The 19,411-nt window shown below is 72.5% G+C and carries 18 protein-coding genes; 10 read left to right on the top strand and 8 right to left on the bottom strand.

Going from position 1 to position 19,411, the window contains the following annotated elements; translation table 11 throughout:
• Window positions 1–40: 40 nt before the first annotated feature.
• Window positions 41–721 carry a response regulator gene (locus B5D66_RS01310; RefSeq protein ID WP_235000620.1) on the top strand — a complete coding sequence of 227 codons (681 nt, stop codon included), beginning with the start codon at window positions 41–43 and terminating at the stop codon, window positions 719–721.
• A gap of 6 nt (window positions 722–727) precedes the next feature.
• On the opposite strand, the gene B5D66_RS01305 is transcribed toward B5D66_RS01310, so the two are convergent.
• A complete protein-coding gene (locus B5D66_RS01305; RefSeq protein ID WP_078759698.1) occupies window positions 728–1,399 on the bottom strand; it encodes a TetR/AcrR family transcriptional regulator in 672 nt (223 codons plus the stop codon).
• Window positions 1,400–1,538: 139 nt separating this feature from the next.
• Between B5D66_RS01305 and B5D66_RS01300 the strand changes: the two genes are divergently transcribed.
• Both B5D66_RS01300 and B5D66_RS01295 read left to right on the top strand, forming a co-directional pair.
• Entirely contained in the window at window positions 1,539–1,931 is a 393-nt protein-coding gene (locus B5D66_RS01300) for a hypothetical protein (RefSeq protein WP_078759697.1), read from the top strand.
• Between the two features lie 121 nt (window positions 1,932–2,052).
• Entirely contained in the window at window positions 2,053–2,424 is a 372-nt protein-coding gene (locus B5D66_RS01295; RefSeq protein WP_078759696.1) for a GntR family transcriptional regulator, read from the top strand.
• Between the two features lie 174 nt (window positions 2,425–2,598).
• Here the strand turns inward: B5D66_RS01295 and B5D66_RS01290 are convergent, their stop codons facing one another.
• Both B5D66_RS01290 and B5D66_RS01285 read right to left on the bottom strand, forming a co-directional pair.
• Entirely contained in the window at window positions 2,599–3,912 is a 1,314-nt protein-coding gene (locus B5D66_RS01290) for an RNA polymerase sigma factor (protein ID WP_078759695.1), read from the bottom strand.
• Window positions 3,913–4,271: 359 nt separating this feature from the next.
• Window positions 4,272–5,465, bottom strand: coding sequence for an AMP-binding protein (locus B5D66_RS01285; protein ID WP_078760015.1), 1,194 nt, complete (start codon window positions 5,463–5,465; stop codon window positions 4,272–4,274).
• Between the two features lie 199 nt (window positions 5,466–5,664).
• Between B5D66_RS01285 and menB the strand changes: the two genes are divergently transcribed.
• From menB to B5D66_RS01260, 5 genes are all read left to right on the top strand, one after another.
• Window positions 5,665–6,504 carry a 1,4-dihydroxy-2-naphthoyl-CoA synthase gene (menB, locus tag B5D66_RS01280; RefSeq protein WP_078759694.1) on the top strand — a complete coding sequence of 280 codons (840 nt, stop codon included), beginning with the start codon at window positions 5,665–5,667 and terminating at the stop codon, window positions 6,502–6,504.
• A 67-nt stretch (window positions 6,505–6,571) separates the two neighbouring features.
• A complete protein-coding gene (locus B5D66_RS01275) occupies window positions 6,572–7,513 on the top strand; it encodes an o-succinylbenzoate synthase (protein ID WP_078760014.1) in 942 nt (313 codons plus the stop codon).
• A gap of 277 nt (window positions 7,514–7,790) precedes the next feature.
• The gene (gene menD, locus B5D66_RS01270; protein WP_200813471.1) at window positions 7,791–9,461 is read left to right on the top strand and encodes a 2-succinyl-5-enolpyruvyl-6-hydroxy-3-cyclohexene-1-carboxylic-acid synthase; all 1,671 of its coding nucleotides are present in this window, start codon (window positions 7,791–7,793) and stop codon (window positions 9,459–9,461) included.
• A 152-nt stretch (window positions 9,462–9,613) separates the two neighbouring features.
• Window positions 9,614–9,796 carry a hypothetical protein gene (locus tag B5D66_RS24885; protein WP_144290647.1) on the top strand — a complete coding sequence of 61 codons (183 nt, stop codon included), beginning with the start codon at window positions 9,614–9,616 and terminating at the stop codon, window positions 9,794–9,796.
• A 21-nt stretch (window positions 9,797–9,817) separates the two neighbouring features.
• The gene (locus B5D66_RS01260) at window positions 9,818–10,648 is read left to right on the top strand and encodes a cupin domain-containing protein (RefSeq protein WP_078759692.1); all 831 of its coding nucleotides are present in this window, start codon (window positions 9,818–9,820) and stop codon (window positions 10,646–10,648) included.
• Here the strand turns inward: B5D66_RS01260 and B5D66_RS01255 are convergent.
• From B5D66_RS01255 to B5D66_RS01245, 3 genes are all read right to left on the bottom strand, one after another.
• Window positions 10,612–12,198, bottom strand: a complete 1,587-nt coding sequence (locus tag B5D66_RS01255) for a serine hydrolase domain-containing protein (protein ID WP_078759691.1) — start codon at window positions 12,196–12,198, stop codon at window positions 10,612–10,614. The genes B5D66_RS01260 and B5D66_RS01255 overlap by 37 nt on opposite strands.
• A gap of 15 nt (window positions 12,199–12,213) precedes the next feature.
• The gene (locus B5D66_RS01250) at window positions 12,214–12,732 is read right to left on the bottom strand and encodes an ArsR family transcriptional regulator (RefSeq protein WP_078759690.1); all 519 of its coding nucleotides are present in this window, start codon (window positions 12,730–12,732) and stop codon (window positions 12,214–12,216) included.
• Between the two features lie 133 nt (window positions 12,733–12,865).
• Window positions 12,866–14,134 carry an isochorismate synthase gene (locus B5D66_RS01245; RefSeq protein WP_078759689.1) on the bottom strand — a complete coding sequence of 423 codons (1,269 nt, stop codon included), beginning with the start codon at window positions 14,132–14,134 and terminating at the stop codon, window positions 12,866–12,868.
• Between the two features lie 181 nt (window positions 14,135–14,315).
• On the opposite strand from B5D66_RS01245, the gene B5D66_RS01240 reads away from it, so the two are divergent.
• Both B5D66_RS01240 and B5D66_RS01235 read left to right on the top strand, forming a co-directional pair.
• Window positions 14,316–15,941 carry a glycoside hydrolase family 10-like protein gene (locus B5D66_RS01240; protein ID WP_078759688.1) on the top strand — a complete coding sequence of 542 codons (1,626 nt, stop codon included), beginning with the start codon at window positions 14,316–14,318 and terminating at the stop codon, window positions 15,939–15,941.
• Window positions 15,942–16,083: 142 nt separating this feature from the next.
• Window positions 16,084–16,377, top strand: a complete 294-nt coding sequence (locus B5D66_RS01235) for a DUF3040 domain-containing protein (RefSeq protein WP_078759687.1) — start codon at window positions 16,084–16,086, stop codon at window positions 16,375–16,377.
• A 90-nt stretch (window positions 16,378–16,467) separates the two neighbouring features.
• On the opposite strand, the gene B5D66_RS01230 is transcribed toward B5D66_RS01235, so the two are convergent.
• Window positions 16,468–17,508 carry a pirin family protein gene (locus B5D66_RS01230; RefSeq protein ID WP_235000617.1) on the bottom strand — a complete coding sequence of 347 codons (1,041 nt, stop codon included), beginning with the start codon at window positions 17,506–17,508 and terminating at the stop codon, window positions 16,468–16,470.
• Between the two features lie 72 nt (window positions 17,509–17,580).
• Complete coding sequence (locus B5D66_RS01225; protein ID WP_394330021.1) at window positions 17,581–19,203, bottom strand: penicillin-binding transpeptidase domain-containing protein; 1,623 nt, start codon at window positions 19,201–19,203, stop codon at window positions 17,581–17,583.
• Window positions 19,204–19,411 lie beyond the last annotated feature (208 nt).

Below are 19,411 nucleotides of genomic sequence, written 5' to 3'. Positions count from 1 at the left end.
CCCTCCCCGGCTCGCTGTCACGGCCTCGTAGGCTGCTGCCATGACGGAGGGGACGCAGATGGGGCCGACGGTCCGGGTGATCGTGGCCGAAGACCAGTGGGCGGTCAGATCGGGCCTGGTCATGATCTTGGACTCGGCCCCCGGCATCGAGGTGGTCGCCGAGGCGGCCGACGGCGAGGAGGCCGTGGCCGCGGCGTTGCGCCTGCGCCCCGACCTGGTGCTCATGGACGTGCGGATGCCGCGCAAGGACGGCATCTCCGCCACCCGTGACCTCGCCGGCAGTGGTGTCGACGTGCTGATCCTGACGACGTTCGACCTCGACGAGTACGTCTTCGGGGCGCTGCGCGCCGGCGCGGCGGGCTTCCTGTTGAAGAACATCGAGGCCGACGAACTCGTCGAGGCCGTGCGCCTGGTCGCGCGCGGCGAGGGGATGATCGCTCCCGCGGTGACCCGCCGCCTCATCCGGGAGTTCGCCGGGAGCCCGGTCGCCCCTCCGGCCCCACAGGCGGCCCAGCCCCCGGCGGAGCTGGCCGCGTTGACCCCGCGGGAGCTCGAGGTGCTGGCCTGTGTGGGGGAGGGGCTGTCCAACCAGCAGATCGCCCGGCGCCTGGGCATCACCGAGACCACCACCAAGACCCATGTCAGCCGTCTCCTGGCCAAGCTGGACCTGCGCAGCCGGGTCCAGGCGGCGATCCTCGCCCAGGAGCTGGGCGTGGTGTGAGCGGGGTCAGCCGAACCTGAGGCGCAACCCGGCCAGGAGCGCCTCCAGGCCGTCGAGGAACCAGGCGTCGTAGTCGGGGGCGGGGTCGCCCAGTTCGGCCAGGTGCGGGTGGCGGGCGTCCAGCGAGGCGGGAGCGGGGCCGGGACGGCCCTCGGCGCGCACCTGGTGGATGACGGCTCCGGTCACGTAGGCGTCCAGCGCCGCCGCGGCGCGGGCGATCGCGTCCCGGTCCAGCCCCGCCTCCTCGAAGGCCGCGTAGTGGGCCTCCAGGGAGCGCAGTGCCGAGGCGCTGTCGGGCTTGCGGTGGACGATGAGCGGTAGCGCCCCCGAGTGGCGCAGCAGCCGGGCGCGGTACTCCTCGGCCCAGGAGCGCAACCGCTCCTGCCAGGGGCGGTCGTCGCCGGGCTCCTCGTCCCGTGGCGCGGCCTCCTCCTCGGCCGCGCCCGCGGCGGGGGCGTCCCCGTCGACGGGCCGGGTGGTGTCGGTGATGTGCTCGACGATCGCGGCGTAGAGCTGGTCCTTGCCGAGGGGGAAGTGGTGGTAGATGGCCATGGCCTCGACCTGGAGCGCGTCGCCGAGGCGTCGCATGGTCAGGCCGCTCAGTCCCCGGCCGTCGATGATCTTGAGTGCTTCGGTGATGATGCGCCCGGCGCTGAGTCCGGCGTTGTTGCGGCTCACCAGCCCATCTTAAACTTACTTTGTAAAGGCGATGGCGCGGGGACGACCCGCCCCTCCACAGTGATCCGGCTCACCCATAGAGTAGTGCCGGCGGCGCAGCCGCGACCGCCGTAACCACACGGACCTCCCGGGAGGGGACATGAGACTGGGTGGGCGCAAGGTCGGCCCGCAGGCGCGTGAGCGTCACGACGAGGACCGCGCCCTCGCCGGGCGACTGCCCGAACTGCTGGACGCCGCCGCCGAAGCCGAACGCGCGCTACACGACGCGCAGCGGCGCGGTGCCGACGTCGGCGAGCTGCACCGGCTCGGCAGGGCCCTGGACGGGGCGTTGACCGAGGCCATGCGCGCCGCCTACGCGCGGCGCCGCACCCTTATGGGGCCGCGCGCCCTTGACGACCGGATCTACCGACGCCGCGCCATGGCCAGGCCGGCCGTCAAGGAGGCCACCGCGCTCGCCGAGCGTCTGCTGACCTTGCGCGAACGCCACCGCCTGCACGGGATCGAGCGCCTGCCCCGCAGCCCCGTCTCCTGAGCGACCCCGCCCGGGAGGCGGCACGGATGCGCGCACCCGCCTGTTGATGGCAGTATTCCGACAGTAGGCCCACCACGCCCAGGGTGGATGGCGTGATGTCAGGTGAGGAGTACGGGGAGCGATGACGTCGGAGTTCGTCCACATCGACGCCGCGTCGAAGGTCCCTCCCTACGAACAGATCAGAAGCGCCATCGCGCAGGCCGCGGCCAACGGCGAACTGCCCGTCGGGTTCAAGCTGCCGACCGTACGCGCGCTCGCCGAGGAACTGTCGGTCGCGGTCAACACCGCGGCACGCGCCTACCGCGAGCTGGAACAGGCCGGCATCGTCGAGACACGCGGCAGGTCGGGGACCTTCGTCGCGGCCGGCGGAGACCGGCAGCGCACCGAGGCGCTGGCCGCCGCCCGCGCCTACGCCGACGTCATCTCCCGGCTGGGGCTGGACGCCGACGAGGCGCTGCGCATCGTCTCGGCCGCCCTGCGCGGACGCGACTGAGGGACGTCCCGCCGCTGTGGGGCCGTTCGGAGAGGCGTCGCCGCGCCACAGCGCGCCGGCCCCGCCGCCTGCGCCTCGGGGCCCGCGAAAGACGAACGGCCCCGCACCGGCCACCGGTGGGTGGCGGGTACGGGGCCTGGTGCGGCGCGCCGGTGCGGGGGTGCCCCGCGCGGATCAGCTGGCGAAGTCCAGCAGCTGCTGGGCGCGGCTGGGGTGGCGCAGCTTGGACAGCGACTGCTTCTCCAACTGGCGGATGCGCTCACGGGTGAGACCGAGGTGCTTGCCGATCTCGTCCAGGGTGCGCGGACGTCCGTCCATCAGGCCGAAGCGCAGGGACATGATCGTCGCCTCGCGCGGCTCCAGGTCGTCCAGCGCCCGCCGGAGCTGGTCGGCCATCAACTGGCGGTCGACGACCTCGGAGGCCTCGGAGGCGTCGATGTCCTCGATGAGGTCGCCGATGCGGGTCTCGCCGTCCTCGCCGATCGTGGAGTCGAGGCTGATGGGCTGACGGGTGACCCGCAGCAACTCCTCGATCTGGGCGGGTGTCTTGTCCAGCTCGTGTGCCAGCTCCTCGGGGGTGGGCTCACGCCCGAGGGTCTGGTGCATGTCGCGCTCGAGCCGGCTGACCTTGCTGAGCAGCTCCAGCACGTGGACGGGCAGCCGGATGGTGCGCGCGGAGTCGGCGAAGCCACGCTGGATGGCCTGGCGGATCCACCACATGGCGTAGGTGGAGAACTTGTAGCCCTTGGCGTAGTCGAACTTCTCGACCGCGCGGATCAGGCCGAGGTTGCCCTCCTGCACGACGTCGAGCAGCGACATGCCACGGTCGCTGTACTTCTTGGCGACCGAGACGACCAGGCGGAGATTGGCCTCCAACATGTGCGCCTTGGCCCTACGGCCATCCTCGGCGATCCACTCCAGATCCTCGCGCTCGGTGTCGTCGAGGTCGGTGGGCTCGGGGGCGCCGTCGAGCAGGCCGAGCCGGTACTCGGCGTACAGGCCCGCCTCGATCCGCTTGGCGAGGTCGACCTCCTGCTCGGCGGTGAGCAGCTGGCGCCGGCCGATGGCCTTGAGGTAGGTGTGGACGGAGTCGCCCATGGCGGGGGACTGGTCGTCCAGGTCGGCCTCGGGGGCCTCCGAATCGGCGGAGGCGGTCTTGGACCTACGGGTCCTGGAGACGGCCGGTGCGGGCCCGTTGGTGTCGAGGGCCTCCTCGAGCGCCTCGTCGTCGGCGTCGGGGTCCACCGCGTCGGTGGAACGGTCGTCCCCGTTGGCGAGGCGCACGCCGGAGTCGGTGAGTTCGCGCAGGATGGAGCGGCCGTCGGCCGGGCTGATGCCGGCCGAGGAGAACGCGTCACGGAGCTCCGCAAGGGACAGATGCCCCTGGGAGCGCCCCCGCGTGATCAGCTCGTTGAGAGCGGCCGACGCGGCGTTGTCGGCTGCGGTGTCCGCCACCGTGGGAGAAGTGGCCAGGGCAGTGCGCGACATGAGGGCACCTCCCTCCCTTCCAAGACGTCAGGCACGCGGCGGCTTGGGAAGTCCGCCGTCTTGGCGCGCCAATATGTCCAACGTGTCAGAGAGTCAAATGTTCCCGATCTCGATTGGATATCGGATGTAGTGGTGTACATCACGTCGTGAGCGGTTTGGATCAGGGGTGAGGAGCGGGTAAGGGCGGCGGGGTCGCGGGACGGACAACGGGCGGTACACGGACGAGAGGAGACCCGAGGCGGCCGGGCGGCCGCGCTTTCGGGGAACGCGACTGAACAACAGGACGCACGGGGAGGGAGTGGAGTTCCCCGCGGCCGTGAACGGCCACGTCCTCCCTCCCCTGCCCCGTCAGGTCCGGGTCATGCACCCCGAGCCGGGGCGCGCAGCGTCCGCAGATCGGGTTTCCCCGACGCCAGCAGGGGCAACTCCGCGCGCACGTCGAGTTCGCGGGGCGCGGCGTAGGCCGGCAGGAACGAGCGGACCCGGGAACGCACCTCGTCGAGGGTCGGCGGGGCACTGGGATCGGCGGGAACCACGACGACGGTCACCCGTTGCCCCCATTCGGGATCGTCGCGGCCCACGACGACGGCCTCGGAGACCGAGTCGAGACCGCACACGATCTCGGCGACCTCGGAGGGGACGACCTTGTGGCCGCCGGTGTTGATGACGTCGTCCGCGCGGCCGCGCACCCGGAGCCGCCCCTCGTCGTCGAGGACGCCCAGGTCCCCCGTCGTGAAGCGCGGCCGCCCGTCGGGGCCGGGGCGCAGGTGGGCGGCCGACAGGTCCGGACGCAGCCGGTAGCCGCTGAACAGCATCGGCCCGCCCAGCAGGATCCGTCCGTCCTCGGCGACGCGGACGTCCACCCCCTCCAGGGGAACGCCGTCGTAGACGCATCCGCCGCAGGTCTCGCTCATGCCGTAGGTCGTGACCACCCGCCCTCCGGCGGCGCGGGCGGCCTCCAGCAGGGCGGTGTCGGCCGCGGCGCCGCCGAGCAGGATCGTGCCGAACGCCGACAGGTCGGCCCCCGCGGCCAGCAGCCGACGCAGCTGGGTGGGGACCAGGGAGACGTGCGGACGGTGTTCGGCTGCGGCGGCCAGTACGGCGTCGACGTCGAAACGGAGGTGGATCGGCTCGCTCCCGCAGGCCAGCGCCCGCAGGATCACCTGGAGGCCGGAGATGTGCGCGGTGGGCAGCGTGCACAGCCAGACGTCACCGGGGCCCGCGCCGATACGGGCGAGGGAGGACCGCGAGGAGTGGGTCAGCGCGGGAGCGCTCAGCTCCACGCCCTTGGGAGTCCCGGTGGAGCCGGAGGTCGCGATGACCAGGGCGACGTCGTCGCCGATGCCCACGCCCCCGTCCACGGGGGTGACCCCCTCGGGGGTGCGTACCGACGAGGGGCGCATGGCCTCGACCAGGGCGCGTACCCGGGGCGCGGGCGTGTCGGCGGCGATGGGCAGCACGGCGGGACCGTCGCCGGCCAGGGCGCGGGCGAGGAGTTCGGTGAGGTGGCGGCCGTCCAGGCCGACCACCGCCTGCAAGGGTCGTTTCGGCACGTCCACGACGTTATCGCCGCGTCACCTCCGCCGCGACGACGCCCCATCGCCCCTCAGGGCGGGTGCGGGGCCGGGACGTGAGGAGACTAAGGTTGTCCTCTGGAAAGTGAGGCGTTCGGGCAGGCCGACGGGGTGCGTAGCGCCGCCGGGCCCCCGTGCCGCCTCGTGACGCATCGTCGCGTGAGGAGAGTGCGGAGTCGTGAGCAGCGTGATCGACTGGAAGCGGTCGGGGGACTACACCGACATCATCTACGAGACCGCCGAGGGAATCGCCAAGATCACGATCAACCGCCCCGAGCGCCACAACGCCTTCCGCCCGCAGACCCTGTTCGAGCTCCAGGACGCGTTCAACATCGCGCGCGACGACTCCCGGGTCGGTGTCATCATCTTCACCGGGGCCGGGGACCAGGCGTTCTGCTCCGGCGGTGACCAGAAGATCCGCGGTGACGACGGGTACATGGGCGATGACGCGGTGGCCCGGCAGGGCATCGGCCGTCTCAACGTGCTCGACCTGCAGGTCCAGATCCGGCGCCTGCCCAAGCCGGTGATCTGCATGGTCGCCGGCTGGTCGATCGGCGGGGGCAACGTGCTCCAGGTCTGCTGCGACCTGACGATCGCCGCCGACAACGCCAAGTTCGGCCAGACCGGGCCGAAGGTGGGGTCCTTCGACGGCGGGTACGGTTCGTGGCTGCTGGCCCAGACGGTCGGTCTGAAGAAGGCCCGTGAGATCTGGTACCTGTGCCGCCAGTACAGCGCGCAGGAGGCCCTGGAGATGGGCATGGTCAACGCGGTGGTCCCGCTGGAGCGGTTGGAGGAGGAGACCGTCGCCTGGGCCCGTGAGCTGCTGGAGAAGTCCCCGCTGGCGCTGCGCATGCTCAAGGGCGCGATCAACGCGGTCAGCGACGGCGCCGCGGGCATGCAGCAGTTCGCCGGCGACGCGACGATGCTCTACTACATGAGCGAGGAGGCCCAGGAGGGCCGCGACGCGTTCAAGGAGAAGCGGCGTCCCGAGTTCGAGAAGTTCCCGCGCCGCCCCTAGGAGCGCGGAACGGCGGAAGCGACGTGGCGGAAGGAGCGGCGTGGAACGGGAGACGGCGGACGGCGTGGTGACCGGCCGGGTCTTCTCGATCGCGATGCGGACGCGGTTTCGCGGGGTGACCGCCCGCGAGGGTGTTCTGGTGCGCGGAGCGGCCGGATGGGGGGAGTTCTCCCCGTTCGCCGAGTACGGGCCGCGCGAATGCGCCCGTTGGTGGGCGGCCTGCCATGAGGCGGCCGAGGTCGGCTGGCCCGAACCGGTGCGTGACCGGGTCCCGGTCAACGTCACGGTGCCGGCGGTCGGTCCCGAGCAGGCCGCCCGCATCGTCGCCGAGGCGGGCTGCTCCACCGCCAAGGTGAAGATCGCCGAGAAGGGCCAGGGGGACGCCGACGACATCGCCCGCGTCGAGGCGGTCCGCGACGCGCTCGGGCCACGGGGCAAGGTCCGCGTCGACGTCAACGGGGCCTGGCGGGTCGACCACGCCGTCCGGATGATCCGCGAGCTGGACCGTTTCGACCTGGAATACGTCGAACAGCCGTGCGCGACGCTGGAGGAGCTGGCGCTGGTGCGTCGGCGGGTGGACGTGCCGATCGCGGCCGACGAGTCGATCCGCCGGGCCGAGGACCCGTTGAAGGTGCGGGCGGCCGGGGCCGCCGACATCGTGGTGCTCAAGGTGCAGCCGCTGGGCGGGGTGCGCCCGGCGTTGCGCGTCGCCGAGGAGTGCGGTCTGCCCGTGGTGGTCTCCAGCGCGGTGGAGACGTCGGTGGGCCTGGCGGCGGGGGTGGCCTTGGCCGCGGCGTTGCCGGAGCTGCCCTACGCCTGTGGGCTGGCCACGATGCACCTGCTCGCCACGGACGTGTGCGCCGATCCGCTGCTGCCCGTGGACGGCCACCTGCCGGTGCGCCGTCCCGAGGTGGACGAGGCCCGGCTCGCCGCGGTCGAGGTCCCGGCGCGGGCCTGGCTGGAACGGATGGCGGCGGCCCGACGCGAGTGGCGGGCCCGGGCGCTCTGAACTCCCGCGTCGGCCGGCCCGGCGTCACGACGTGAGCGATCGCGCAGCCCCCGCGGGGACGAGGCGGGGACCTGGAAGCGTTGTCCGGTCAAGGGAGTTCACCTCCTCCCGTTCCCCTCGCACGCTCCGAGCGCGGTTACGAACCGGGAGACTGGGAAGGCGGAGCCCTACCCCGAGTGGCCGAAGTCGGCGGGCGGGACCGTCGTGGGGACCGTCCCCGCCCGTGTTTGCCGGACCCGCGATCGCGATCGCGAGCGGACTAGTGAAAGAAGTTGCCGTGAATCCCTCCACCGCCCTGGCGCGTGTCCTCGTCGACGAACTGGCCCGGTGCGGGCTGGCGGAGGCCGTCGTCGCGCCGGGATCGCGCTCCACCCCACTGGCGCTGGCCCTCGTCGCCCATCCGGACATCCGGGTCCACGTGCGCATCGACGAGCGTTCCGCGGCCTTCCTCGCCCTGGGGCTGGCCCGCGTGTCAAGGCGCGCGGTGGCGCTCGTGTGCACCTCGGGCACTGCCGCGGCCAACTTCCACCCGGCCGTGCTGGAGGCCGACCAGAGCGGTGTCCCGCTGCTGGTGCTGACCGCGGACCGGCCGCCGGAACTGCGGGGGACCGGGGCCAACCAGACCGTCGATCAGGTGGCGTTGTACGGCACGGCGGTCCGCTCCTTCACCGAGGTGGGGGTCGCCGACCCGGTGCCGGGGATGAGGGCCTACTGGCGGTCACTGGCCTGCCGGGCCTGGGAGTCGGCGGCCGGGCGCCGGCCGGGACCGGTGCACCTGAACCTCGCCTTCCGTGACCCGTTGGTGCCCGACGCCGAGGAGGGCGGGACGCGGTGGCCGGAGCCGTTGGAGGGCAGGCCCGACGGACGCCCCTGGATCGCGTCGGCGTCGTCGGTCCCGTGTGAGGCCGTCCCGGTGGAACTGCCCCAGGTGGAGCGGGGCGTCATCGTGTGCGGTGACGGCGACTACGACCCGATCCCCTTCCTCGCCCTGGCGGCGGCCACGGGGTGGCCGCTGTTCGCCGAGCCGACCTCCAACGCCCGGCGGACCGGGGCGGTCTCGACCTACCGGCAACTGCTCGCGGCGCCGGGGTTCGTCGCCGGGCACGAGCCGGAGCTCGTGGTCAGCGTGGGACGGCCGGGACTGTCGCGACAGGTCCTGGGGTATCTCAGGCGAGCGCCGCGACACGTGGTGGTGGCCGGCCCCAACGGGTTCGCCGATCCGGTGCGCACCGCCACCGACGTCGTCGAGGCGGTCGCGCCTCCTCCCGGCGCGGACCCCGACACCTCCTGGGCGCGTTCCTGGCGGCGCGCGGAGGAGGCGGCGCGCTCGGCGGTGGACGCGCTGCTGGACGCCGAGGAGACGCTGAGCGAACCGCGGCTGGCCCGGGACCTGGCCGCGCACCTGCCCAACGGCTCGCTGTTGTTCGCCGGTTCGAGCATGCCGATCCGCGACCTGGACGCGACGATGAGCCCTCGCTGCGCGGCGCGCATCGTGGGAAACCGCGGGGTGAGCGGGATCGACGGGACCGTCTCGACCGCGCTCGGGGCGGCGCTGGCCCACCAGCGTGACGGGGGCGGGGGCGGTTACGCGCTGCTGGGGGACCTGGCGCTGCTCCACGACCAGAACGGGCTGGTCATCGGTCCGCAGGAGCCGCGTCCGGACCTGGCGATCGTGGTGGTCAACAACGACGGCGGCGGCATCTTCTCCGGGTTGGAGCAGGCGGGCCACCCCGACTTCGAGCGCGTCTTCGGCACCCCGCACGGGGTGTCCATGGAACATGTCGCCATGGTGGCCGACCTCGCCTACACCCGTCTGGAGTGGGCGACCGACCTGCCCAAGGCCCTGCTGGGCGAGGGGGTGCGCATCATCGAGGTGTGCACCGACCGCGCGGACTCCGCCGCGTTGCGGCGCCGTCTCCAGGAGGAGGTCACCGCCGTCGTCGAGTGACGTCCGGCGCGGGGAGGGGCACCGCCGCCATGCTCCCGTGGGGCGGTCCCCGGGTGGGTTCCACCGGTTTCGCTGACGAGGCGGCCTCCGCCGTCCTACTCTTTCTTCACGTGCAAATGCACGTGCATACGGTCGTGCATGAGGAGGGTGACGTGATCGGTGAGACCGGGCGGAACGGGTGGAGCCGAAGGGGACGCGTCGGCGCCGCGCGCGGCAGGCACGCGCGGCGGGATCGGCGTCGCGGGCGACCGGGGGCACGCGCGGTACTGCGGGTGACGGTGCTCCTGGGCTGGGCGGTCCGGCTGGTCATGGGCTTCTCCGAGCCCGCTCCGTGACGGCCGGGGGATACTGGCGGCATGGGGCGAGTACTGCACATGACGACGCTGCGGGAGTGGCGCGACCGGGACGGGGCGCTGGTGCCGGGGACGTTGCGCACCGAGGGGTTCGCCCACGCCGCGCCGGACGACACCGCGATGCTCGCCGTCGCCAACGCCTTCCACCGTGACGTGTCCGAACCCCAGGTGGTCCTGGCGGTGGACACCGCCCTGGTCGGCGCGCGGGTCCGCTGGGAGGTCCCCGACCCGGCGCCGCCCGGATCGGCGCCGGGCGCCACCCTTCCCCGCATCCACGGACCGATCCCCGAACGGGCCGTCGTGGGGGTCCGGTACGTCCGCCGCGACCCTTGGGGCGGTTACCTCGCCTTCGAAGCGCGGACCGGGACCGCGGAGAGGTTCGACCTGGTGCCCTCCCCCGAAGGGGGCTGGTACCGGCGGACGTGGCAGACCGGGGTCCCGGCGCACCCCACCGACGGGCGGGCGGGACGCGACACCGCCACCGCGATCCTGTTCCTGCTCGGTCCGGGCGAGACCTCGCGCTGGCACCGGCTCCGCTCCGATGAGCTGTGGGTGTTCAACCGCGGCGGCCCTCTGTCACTCGTCCTGGGCGGCAGCGGCGAAAGCCCCGAGGCCTCCGCCGAGATCCTGCTCGGATCCGGTGCCGAGGAGGGACACGGCCTCCAGGCGGCCGTGCCGGCCGGCACCTGGCAGTGCGCCCGCCCCGTGGAGCCTCGCGAGGCGCTGGTGACCTGCGTGGTCTCCCCCGGGTTCGACTTCGCCGACTTCGAGGCCGGTCCCACCGTGCCCCCCATGGATCACAGCAGCCGGGCCAGGGCCGACAACGCCACGTAGTACGGCAGGCTCAGCACCAGCACGGAGATCGCGACGGACAGGGCGCGCGGCCAGCGTCGCCGGCCGCGCAGCGCCGGCAGCGACGCCCACCTGCGGGAGGCCAGCACCACGGCGCCGGCGAGCACGCCCCCGCCCAGCGCCCAGACGAGGACGGGGAGCGCCAGCCAGTCCCCCAGGGCCAGTCCGGCCAACCAGACCACTCCGCCGGTCAGCAGCGCGTCGACCACCCCCGCCCGGTCCAGCCCCCGAGGGGCCGGGCGGCGTTCGCGCACCACGGAGACGAGCGTGAGCAGCGGGGCGCCCAGGACGAGTGACAGGGTGAGCGCCGCGGTCCCGAGGTGTCCGCCGGGGGGAGTCTCGGCGAACTCGGCGAGGTCCAGACCGAGCATCCGCATCCCCAGGTGTTCCACGGGGACACCGACGCTGTTGGCCATGACGACCACGCCCCGCTCGCCATCGTGGGCGACGAAGGAGCGCTGCCCGCCGGTCTGTCCGTTGTGCCACACCACGTCGCGGCCGGAGACGTCCCACAGCTGCCAGGCCAGTCCGGTCCGCGCGGAGCGCTCGGCCGGCCCGGAGGAGTTCCGCAGCGGTTCGGCCGCGCGTCGCAGGGCCGGGCCCAGGGGGGTCTCGTGCCCCATCATCGCCCGCAGGAACAGCGCGAGGTCGCCGGCGGTGCTCCATGTTCCGATGCCGGCCGGCAGGTAGTCGGCGTTGTTCCAGGTGGAGGTGCGCATCCCGGAGCGGGTGTGCGGCAGCGCCGCACCCGAGGGGGGATCGGGATCCCCGGGAACGTTCAGCGTCGTCGAGGTCATGCCCAGCGGACGTAGTACGCGCTCCCGCAGCGCGGTGGGGTAGTCGGTGCCCAGTCGCTCGGCGAGGGCCGCGCCCAGCAGCGCGTAGCCGAGGTTGGAGTAGGCGTACTCCCCGGGCTCCCCGGGCAGGTCGGACAGCGAGGCGACGGCCTGCAGCGGGTCGGGCGCGTCGACATAGGGATCCCCGAGCAGGAATACCTCGGCTCCGGAGCGCACCGTGGCCGGCAGTCCCTGCGGGGCGAGCCGGGGCAGCCCCGAGTGGTGGGTCGCCAGCTCCTCCAGGGTGATCGCGGCGACAGAGGGGTGGGCGAAGCCCACATCGGGCCAGATCTCGCCGATCGTCGTATCGGTCCCGACCTCACCGCTCTCCAGCATCACCGCGAACAGGGCCGCGGTCAGCGGCTTTTGGGTGGAGCCGTTCTCGAACGGGGTGTCGGGGCGCACGGGGGAGCCGGTGCCGGTCGAGCCGAACGCGGCGGAGCGGATCAGCCCGTCCTCGACGACCGCCACCGACAGGCCCGCCACCGGTCCGTCGGGGAGCAGGCCGCGGACCTCGGCGGCCAGCGCGTCGTCTCCGGAGTGCGCCGTCGGGTCGGCGGGGGAGGTGAGGGGCGGAACGGTCCACAGGAGAGCGGAGGCGGCCACGGCGACGACGAGGGCGACGGTGATCGCTCGGGAGGAGAAGCGGTGGAGGAGGGGCGGCCGCCGGTGCGGGGACGAGGGGGTGGTGGGCATGTGTTCTCCGGAGGGCTAGGAGCGGCCTGCGGCGAGGACGACCAGGAGCGGGATGACCCGTTGGGGCGGGACCCGGTACCTGCCCCGCCCGGTGGAGTGCAGCCAGCCGGCCGCGACGAGCTGGCGCAGGTGGTGGTAGAGCTGACCGGTCGTGCCGAGGGTCGGGTCCTCCTTGAGGTCGGCGGAGGCGTACGTGCCGGTGAGGACGAGCTGGAGCAGTCGCAGTCGGACCGGGTGGCCGAGGGCGTCGAGGGCGGGCGCCACCTCGCTCCAGTCGGCCTCGGTGAGCTCCGCCGCTTCGGCGCCCTGCTGCCACTCGTAGACCTCGCCGGTCGGGAGCGGAACCACGCCGGTGAACAGCACCGCGCCCCGTTGCGGGTCGGCGTTGCGTTTGAGCTCCTCCAGCGGGGCGAAGCGGGGGTCCGCGGCGGTGGGGGAGGACGTGTCGCCGGTGGGGGCGGCGCCTTCGAGGCGGGTCACGCGCTCTTCGAGGTCCGCCAGGCGGCTTCGGAGCGGTTCGAGCGGATCGTCCATAGGACGATAATACGTAAGAACGTAGTTGTGTACATAATCGGGTCCGACGATCACAAGGGGCGGACCAGGCGGAAACAACGCAGCGCCCCGCCGTTCGCTCGAACGGCGGGGCGCTGCGCGGACGGGCCGGGGCTCAGTCGTCGGTGAGGGCCTCGCGCATGACGCGGAACTTCGCCTCGGTCTCGGCGACCTCGGCCGTGGGATCGGAACCGGCGACGATGCCACCGCCGGCGAACAGCCGCGCCCGTGATCCCTCGATCTCGGCGCAGCGCAACGCGATGCCCCATTCGCCGTTGCCCTGGGCGTCGATCCAGCCCACGGGGGCCGCGTAGCGGCCGCGGTCCATTCCCTCGAGTTCCCGGATGAGCGGCATCGCGGTCGCGGTGGGGGTTCCGCCCACCGCCGCGGTGGGGTGCAGCGCGGCGACCACGTCGAGCGTCGAGGTTCCGGGTGACAGCGTGGCGCGCGCCGGTGAGGCGAGGTGCTGCACGTTGGCCAGCCGCAGCAGTTCGGGCCGCTCGGGGACGTCGATCGACGAGCACAACGGCGCAAGCGTCGTCCGCAGCGAGTCGATCGCGTAACGGTGCTCCTCCAGGTCCTTGGGGGAGGAGAGCAGCTCGTCGGCGAGCGCCGTGTCCTCCTGGGCGTCCCCGCCGCGCGGACGGGTGCCGGCCAGCACGAGCGAGGAGACGGCGTCGCCCTGGCGCCGGATCAGCAGCTCGGGGGTCGCGCCCACCATGCCGGCGACGGAGAAGGTGTAGCAGTCGGGGTGGTCCCTGCTCAGCCGGCCGAGCAGCGAGCGCACGTCGATGCCGGCCTCGGCGTCGACGTAGAGGTCGCGGGCGAGCACGACCTTGTCCAGATCGCCGGCGCGGATGCGCCGCACGGCGGCGGTGACCGCACGCCCCCACTCGTCCGCGCTCAGCGCCCCCGACGACCAGCGCAGCGGTCCGACCCGACGTGGCGGCGTCACACGGGTGAGGAGTTCCTCGGGGTGGGTGTCGGGTCGGTCGCAGACGGTGGTGAGCCAGGAGCGCCCGTCGCGTCGGCCCACGATGACGCGGGGCAGCACCAGGGTGGAACCGGCCGAGCCCGGGTCGAAGGTGAAGGACCCGAACACGACCGGCCCGGTACCGGGCAGTTCGACCGAGTCGTCGACGACGACCGTCGCCATGAGGTCGTCGAGCCAGCGCGAGGCCGCGGTGAAGCGCTCGGTTCCCTGGCCGCCCTCCTCGGCCGGGAGTCTGAGCCGGGCCGCGCTGCCCCATGCGACGATTCCGTCGCCACCGTGGATCCAGGCGAACGGGCCGTGGGGTGGGAGGTGGGTCAGAAGGTCACGACCGTCGCGTAGCGGAACGGTTCGGACGATCAGCTTCTGCGGCGTTTCAGGTGCGACACTCACGACAATCCAGTCTAGAGCGCACACCTCGGACAGTTCGCGGGGCGCCGGGGGAGGACCGGAGCGCCCAGGAGACGAAGGACACGTGCCGCGCGGATCCCACGTCATCACACCGTGAGCCTCCCACGCCCCTTAGGCTGGCCACCGGTCGCAGTCACGGCAACATTACGGGGGTCGACGTTCGATGGGATGGTTGGGACGATCCGCGCTCGTCTTCGCGACGGTTCCGCTCCTCGCCTCGTGCGCGAGCGTCCCGCCGGGAGCCTCGCCCGCACAGGTCCCCCGGCCGGGCGGCGTGGAGATGTCACCGAGCGGCGGGACGCTCTCCGGGCGGATCCCCGACGGGTGCGAGGTCGATCCGGCCGCTCCCAAGCGGCAGCTGCGCGGAGCCTGGATCGCCACCGTGCGCAACATCGACTGGCCCTCCACGACCGGACTGAGCGCGAAGGAGCAGCAGGACGAGCTGCGCGCCCAGCTCGACCGCGCCCGCGACCTCGGTCTCAACGCGGTCTTCTTCCATGTCCGCCCGACCGCGGACGCGCTCTACGCCTCCGAGAAGGAGCCCTGGGCGCGTTACCTGACCGGACGCCAGGGCGGTGACCCCGGTTACGACCCGTTGGAGTTCGCCACGGCCGAGGCGCACGCGCGGGGCCTGGAACTCCACGCCTGGTTCAACCCCTACCGGGTGGGCTGGAAGGCCCCCGACCTCAAGGGGCTGGTCGCCGACCACCCGGCACGCGAGAACCCCGACTGGCTCATCGAGTACGCCGACCAGGGCTGGTTCGACCCGGGCAACCCCGAGGTCCAGCAGTGGGTGAGCGACGTCGTCCTCGACGTCGTGGAGCGCTACGACGTCGACGGCGTCCACTTCGACGACTACTTCTACCCCTATCCGGTGGACGGTCAGCGGTTCGACGACGACGAGAGCTGGCGCAAGTACGGCGGGGGGTTCGACGACCGCGGCGACTGGCGGCGCGACAACGTCAACACGCTGATCGCCGACATCCACGGCCGGATCCAGCAGACCAAACCCTGGGTCCGGTTCGGGGTGAGCCCCTTCGGCATCTGGCGCAACCGGGCCACCGACCCCACGGGTTCCGACACCGACGGCCTCCAGTCCTACGACGCCCAGCACGCCGACACCCGCGCCTGGATCCAGGCGGGCACGGTCGACTACGTGATCCCCCAGCTCTACTGGTACCGCGGGTTCGAGATCGCCGACTACGAGCGGCTCGTTCCCTGGTGGGCCGGCGAGGTCGCCGGGACCGAGGTCGACCTCTACATCGGCCAGGCCGCCTACAAGGTCGGCGACCAGGGGTGGAAGGGGGAGGAGGCGCTCTCCCGCCAGCTCGACTTCAACACCGGTCACCCCGAGGTCGGCGGGGACGTCTACTTCTCCATGAAGGATCTCAGCGGCCGGGCACGCGGCGCGATCGAACATGTGGCCGCCACGCACTACGCCCACCCGGCCCTGCCCCCGGTGGCGGGAGGGGACTCCCACACGGCCCCGGCGCCGGTCACCGACCTGGCCGCGCGCCGATCGGGCGGGGAGGTGCGGCTCTCCTGGACCGCGCCCGAGGACGCCCGCGCCTTCGCGGTCTACCGGGTGCCGGGGGAGGGCACCGATCTATGCGCGCTGGCCGACGCCACCCACCTGGTCGACGTCATCGGTGTGCAGGAGGGCGCACAGGCCCAGGAGTACACCGACACCGCGCCACTCGAGGGGCAGGCCCGCTACTACGTCACCGCCCTGGACGTCTACCGGAGCGAGAGCCTTCCGGGACTCGGCGCGCCGGTGAACGGAGGGTAACGCAATCCACACCTCCCGGTTAGGCGGCAGAATGCCCGACCGGGGGAATTCCTCGCCGGGACACGGATAGAAATCTGTGTAGGAGGGCAGACCTGAAGCACGTACCGGTGCGGGGGAGCTGCCACAGGTCGAGGAGGGTGCAATGGCTCTGCGAGAGAACGAACGGCGGATCCTCGCCGAGATCGAGCACCGTCTCAGCGAGGACGACCCCGAACTGGCGGGCCGGCTCTCCTCATTCGGCGAGGGCGATCCCTCCTTCTCCACCGCCTTGGCGGGTGGGGGCTGGAGGCCCTGGCTGGTCTGCGGGATCATCGCGGTCACGGTGGTGGGACTGCTCGTGGTGCTGTTCACGCTCACGCCCGGGGCGCCCGCGGACAGCGTCCCCTCCTCTCCGGGGACCACCGAGGTCGTGGCGCCGCGGACAGGGGTCTCCTGACCCCCGTCCCGTCGATCGCCCCCCGCCACCCCGCCCTCCCCTGAGAGACGGCGGGCTTTCGCCCGCGCGGGAGCGGCCCTTCCCCGTTCCTCAGCTCCTCCCGATGGCCCGCCCTCGGGGCCTCAGCCGTGCCGAGGGCAGTACGGGCGCGTCCAGCCGGGACCCGGGGTAACCCTCGACCGAGCCGAAACGCGGACTCTCGCGCATCCACTCCTCGCGGGCCTGGGCGACCTCCTCGTGACTGCGGCCGATGAAGTTCCACCACATGACGAACTCCTCCTCGAACGGCGGCCCGCCGAGCAGGAGCATACGCGCGGCGCGGTCCGAGTCGTTGACCAGTTCCACCGTCGGCACGCCCGGCTCCAGGTAGCCCAGGGCGCTCGGGGGCACCGCCGTGCCCGCCATGGTCACCATCCCGCTGTCGACGAGAAGGCCGTGTTCGAAGTCGCGGTCGAGTTCCAGGCGGACCCGCCCCCGCGGGGCCACGACGATCTCGGCGCCCAGCAACGGGGTGAAGGTCTCCACGGGCGAGGAGCCCCCCGCCAGGGAGCCCAGGAAGACCCGGATGGAGGCGTCGTCGAGGTCGAAGGGGGCCGGCGCGTAGTGCCGGAAGGCGCGCGGGGCGTCGCGTCGCTCCTCGGGAAGCACGATCCACAACTGCACGCCGTGCAGGACGGTGGTGCGCGAGGTCGACACCTCCGAGTGGCAGATACCGTGCCCGCCGGTCATCAGGTTCAGTTCCCCTGGACGGACCAGCGCGTGGATCCCCAGACTGTCACGGTGCTCGATCTCACCGCTGAACAGCCAGCTCGCCGTCTGTAGGCCGGTGTGGGGGTGGGGGGCGACGTCCATGCCCCCGGTGCGGGCGACGTCGTCGGGGCCGTAGTGGTCGGCGAAGCACCAGGCGCCGATCGAGGGGCGGGCGCGCTGCGGAAGGGTACGCCGTACGGTCATCGCCCGCAGGCCGCCGAGAGGAACATCGCGCGCGGTCAAGACCTCGACCGGGGCGGGGGACGGGGCGCCGTCCGCCGGGTGCGCCGCGCCGTGGCAGCGCAGCAGGGAGGGGGCCGGCTCGGTGTTACTCATGGGGCTGATGACCTCTCGGAACGCGATGGTCCGCTCGTCGGCCATCGTGCCGCGATGATAACGGAGCCCCGAACCCGTCTCCGCGCCGTCGTGGTGACGGCGCGGAGACGGATGGGATCACAGCGCGCCGAGGAAGTCCGCGCCGATCGGCGCGGCCACCGAACCGCCACCGCCGCCGCCCTCGACGACGACGGCGAAGGCGAGGTCGCCCTCGTAACCGACGAACCAGGCGTGGGTCTCCAGCTCCTCACCCTCTTCGGCGGTGCCGAACTCCGCGGACCCGGTCTTGCCGTACACCTCGCCGGTGAACCCGGCGTCCTCGGCGGTGCCCTCGGTGATGACCGCGCGCATCATCGTGCGCAGCGCCTCGGCGTTGCCGATCGGGTGCGGCTCGGGCCGGTCGGGGATCGCGGGGTCGGTGACGAGGACCGGCGAACGCCAGGAACCGTCGGCGACCGCGGCCGGGACCGTGGCCATGTGCAGGGGAGAGGTCAGGATCTGCCCCTGACCGATGCTGGAGGCCGCCAGCAGGGTGGTGCTGTCGGGCGTCGGGAAGGAGGGCGTCAAGCTGGGGATGCCGATGGACATCTCAGAGTTCATCCCGAACTCCTCGGCCGCGGCGGTGAGGGACTGGGCGTCCAGGCGCTCGGCGACCTCCTGGACCAGCGCGGTGTTGCAGGAGGTGGCGAACGCCTCGGTCACGCTCTGCGTCCCGTACTCGGCGTCCCCGGCGTTCTTGAACGGCCAGCCGCCCACCTCGGCCGTCTTGGGGCACTCCATCGTGTCCGTGCTGCTCAGCCCGGAGTCGAGCAGCGCCTCATAGGAGATGATCTTGAAGGCCGAACCCGGGGGGTACTGTCCCTCGATGGCACGGTTGTAGCCGCCGGGAACGTTGGCCGCGGCCAGGATCTCCCCGGTGGAGGGACGTACGGCGACCAGCGCGGTGGGTTTGTCCTGGTCGATGATGGCCTGGGCGGCGGCGCTCTGGACGGCGGGATCGATGCTGGTGGTCACGTCCTGCCCGTCCTCGCCGCCGAGGGAGGCCAGGACGGTCTCTTCGCCCCCGTCGCTGTCGTCCTGTCCGATCTCGGCGACCTTGATGGTCGTGGTCGCCTTGCCCGCCAGGCGCTCCTCGTAGGACTGCTGGATGCCGCCCTTGCCCGTGGGGTCGCCCTCGGCGTAGGCGGGGCCGAGCTCCTCCAGGTCCTCGGCCGTGGCGGTGCCCACCTCACCGGTGAGCATCTTGATCGATCCCGACGCCTGGTCGGTGTCCAGGCGGGTGCCGTCGGCGGCGAGGATGTGGCCGCGCTCCCCCCACTCGTTGGTGCGGACCAGGGTCTGGTCGTCACCGAGGTCGGGGTGGATGACCGCGGGGGAGAAGTCGACCTTCCAGTCGCCGTCGACGTACACCAGGGGGATCTCGCCCTCGTAGCTCCACTCGCCCGCGTTGCGCAGGGTGAGGTGGGCGGTGAAGGGGAGCGTGGCGGTGTCGTCCCCCTCGGTCAGCGTTCCCGCCTCCACGGAGATCTGCTCTATACCGAGGTTCTCGCTGACCCTGGTGTAGGACTCCTCGACGTCCGCGCCGGTGGCCAGGGCCGCCATGGCGGCGTAGTCGCCGGAGTTCCACGCCTCGACGTAGGGGGTCGCGGTCTCCTCGGGTTTGGGGAGAGTGAGCACGTACCAGGAGACACCGCCGCCCACGAGAGCCAGCACGACCAGTCCGCAGACCAGTCCGATCACCAGACCCTTACGGGAACGGCGGGGCTTCTCGGTGGGGGTGTGCGGGGGCTGGGGAGCCGGGGGAGCAGCCTCTGGAGGGGGTGGTGGTGCGGGTGGGCCCTCTCCCGGCTGCGGAGTCCATCGTTCGTCCACGCCTGAGCGTCCTTCCCTCGTCCGACAAAGACAACGCCCCGCGTCTCCCATGATGAGGCGCGGGGCGTGGAAGTCA

This window comes from Marinactinospora thermotolerans DSM 45154 (assembly GCF_900167435.1).
Classification (GTDB): domain Bacteria; phylum Actinomycetota; class Actinomycetes; order Streptosporangiales; family Streptosporangiaceae; genus Marinactinospora; species Marinactinospora thermotolerans.
The sequence above is the reverse complement of the archived record's forward strand: the minus strand, read 5'-3'. Positions and strand labels throughout refer to the sequence as shown.